Here is a 2,301-nt window from a genome sequence, read left to right on the forward strand (position 1 = left end):
CCACCGGCTCGTCGGCCAGCCGCGCACGCAGCCGGGCGAGGAAGGCGCAGTCGCGGTCAGCCGTCGAGGCGAGGTCTTCGGAGCGCATCACGTCGCCGATCAACGCGTACGCGTGCCAGCTGGCGCGGGTCTGCGAATCCTCTCGCCACTGCGCGCAGGCGCGCGCACCCGCTTCGGATCCGAGTTCCCCATCGACCAGGGCCGACAGGTTCTCCATCGACGCACTGCCTTCAGACGACTGTGACATGTCCAGCTCCAGCATTCATGTTCAGCAAGTGGCTCCACCGCGCATCACCAGCGGTCGCCTTCCCGGGTGTCCAGCAAAGGACGCAGTTTCAGCGCGATCGCCTCGCGCGCACGGAAAATGCGCGACCTGACGGTCCCGATCGGGCAATTCATCACTTCGGCGATCTCTTCGTAGCTCAGGCCCTCGATTTCGCGCAGCGTGATCGCCTGGCGAAGATCTTCAGACAGCGCATCGATCGAAGCGTTCACTGTCGCCGCAATTTCTTTCGAGGCCAGCAATGCTTCGGGCGTTTCGCCGTCGCTTAGTTCATTTTCGACGCGGGAAGTTTCGTCGTCATCATCCCGCGAGGCCCGTGCGGATTCCGTCACGACCGGATCGCGCTTCATCTCGACCAGCGCCTTCTTGGCAGCATTGACCGCGATCCGGTACAGCCAGGTGTAGAACGCGCTTTCGCCGCGGAACTGCGGGATTGCCCGGTAGGCCCGGATGAAGGTTTCCTGCGCGATGTCCTGCACCAGGTCGGTGTCACGCACCATGCGGCCGATCAGGCGCTCGATGCGGCGCTGGTACTTGACGACCAGCATCTCGAACGCCTTCACGTCGCCACGCTTGACGCGCTCGACCAGCGGGGCGTCGGCATCCGGCGCGGTCATGCTCATGGGCGGCGGCCCTCGCCCAAGGCCTCAGGCACAGCCAGGGGGCGCGCGGTGAACAGCGTGCTGCGCAGCGGGTGCCAGTCGCGCTCGAGCCCCGAGCGCTGGACCGGCAGCCAGTGCGAGGCCGCCCGGCCGGTTGCAGTCCGATCCGGCACGAAATGCAGCAGCAGCCAGCGGCCGCCGTCGATCGCCACCTGCAGCGAGCCGGCCGAGGGTTCTCCGGCGGCCCGCGTCAGATGCCATTGAGCGCCATCCCAGCGCAGCAGGAAGGCCGGGATTCGAGCGAGGGAATGCAGCGATGCGGTGGCGGCTACGCAGGCCAGCAGCAGAAAGCCCGCTGCCGCCGACATCAACGGCCGCTCGCTGGCCGACCACCATGCGCACGCACTGCCCCAGACCACCACCCCCGACACGGCGAGGCCGCCGCGCCAGGCGCCGAAGCGGGAGACGGTGAGCTGGAACTCGGCTGGCGCATGCATGCCGGGCGCGGATCGTGCCGGTCAGACGCGCTTGAGAACCAAGGTGCCGTTCGTGCCGCCGAAGCCGAAGTTGTTCTTCACCGCGTACTCCATCTTCAGGTCGCGCGCCGTGTTGGCGCAGTAGTCCAGGTCGCACTCGGGATCCTGGTTGAAGATGTTGATCGTCGGCGGCACCACCTGGTGGTGCAGCGCCAGCGTCGTGAACACCGTCTCGATGCCGCCGGCGCCGCCCAGCAGGTGGCCGGTCATCGACTTGGTCGAGCTGACGACCATCTTCTTCGCATGGTCGCCGTACGCCAGCTTGATCGCATTGCTCTCGTTCACGTCGCCGAGCGGCGTGGAGGTGCCGTGCGCGTTCAGGTACTGGATCTGGTCAGGGTTGAGCCCGGCGTTGCGCAGCGCCGCCTTCATCGAGCGCTTGGGCCCGTCGACGTTCGGCGCCGTCATGTGGAAGGCATCCGCACCCATGCCGAAGCCGACCAGCTCCGCATAGATCTTCGCGCCGCGCTTCTTCGCGTGCTCGTATTCCTCGAGCACCACGACGCCGGCGCCTTCGCCGAGCACGAAGCCGTCACGGTCCCTGTCCCACGGACGCGAGGCCGTGGCCGGGTCGTCGTTGCGCGTGGACAGCGCACGCGCCGCCGCGAACCCGCCGATGCCCAGCGGCGACACCGTCGATTCGGCGCCCCCCGCGACCATCACGTCGGCATCGCCGTACTCGATCAGGCGACCGGCTTCGCCGATGCAGTGCAGGCCCGTGGTGCAGGCCGTCACGATCGCGAGGTTGGGCCCCTGGAAGCCGAACTTGATCGAGACGTGGCCCGAGATCATGTTGATGATCGAGGCCGGCACGAAGAACGGCGACACGCGGCGCGGACCGCGGTCGACCAGCTCGGCATGGGTTTCCTCGATCATCGGC

Annotated in this window: 4 protein-coding genes; all 4 read right to left on the reverse strand. The window is 67.4% G+C overall.

Annotated features, from left to right (window positions below; translation table 11 throughout):
* The coding region (locus tag AC1D15_RS27850) for a sigma-E factor negative regulatory protein (protein ID WP_477828556.1) at positions 1-247 on the reverse strand (247 nt) is incomplete at its 3' end.
* Positions 248-291: 44 nt separating this feature from the next.
* The gene (gene rpoE / locus AC1D15_RS27855) at positions 292-900 is read right to left on the reverse strand and encodes an RNA polymerase sigma factor RpoE (protein ID WP_477828559.1); all 609 of its coding nucleotides are present in this window, start codon (positions 898-900) and stop codon (positions 292-294) included.
* 2 nt (positions 901-902) lie between these two features.
* Complete coding sequence (locus tag AC1D15_RS27860) at positions 903-1,382, reverse strand: hypothetical protein (protein ID WP_477828557.1); 480 nt, start codon at positions 1,380-1,382, stop codon at positions 903-905.
* Positions 1,383-1,403: 21 nt separating this feature from the next.
* On the reverse strand, positions 1,404-2,301 hold an 898-nt coding region (fabF, locus tag AC1D15_RS27865; protein WP_477828558.1), incomplete at its 5' end, for a beta-ketoacyl-ACP synthase II.

This window comes from Rhizobacter sp. P2_H2, assembly GCF_056403375.1.

Excerpts from the sequence above, each read along its gene's own strand:
- rpoE (WP_477828559.1), bottom strand. The coding sequence starts at position 900 with ATGACCGCGCCGGATGCCGACGCCCCGCTGGTCGAGCGCGTCAAGCGT.
- AC1D15_RS27860 (WP_477828557.1), bottom strand. The coding sequence starts at position 1,382 with ATGCATGCGCCAGCCGAGTTCCAGCTCACCGTCTCCCGCTTCGGCGCC.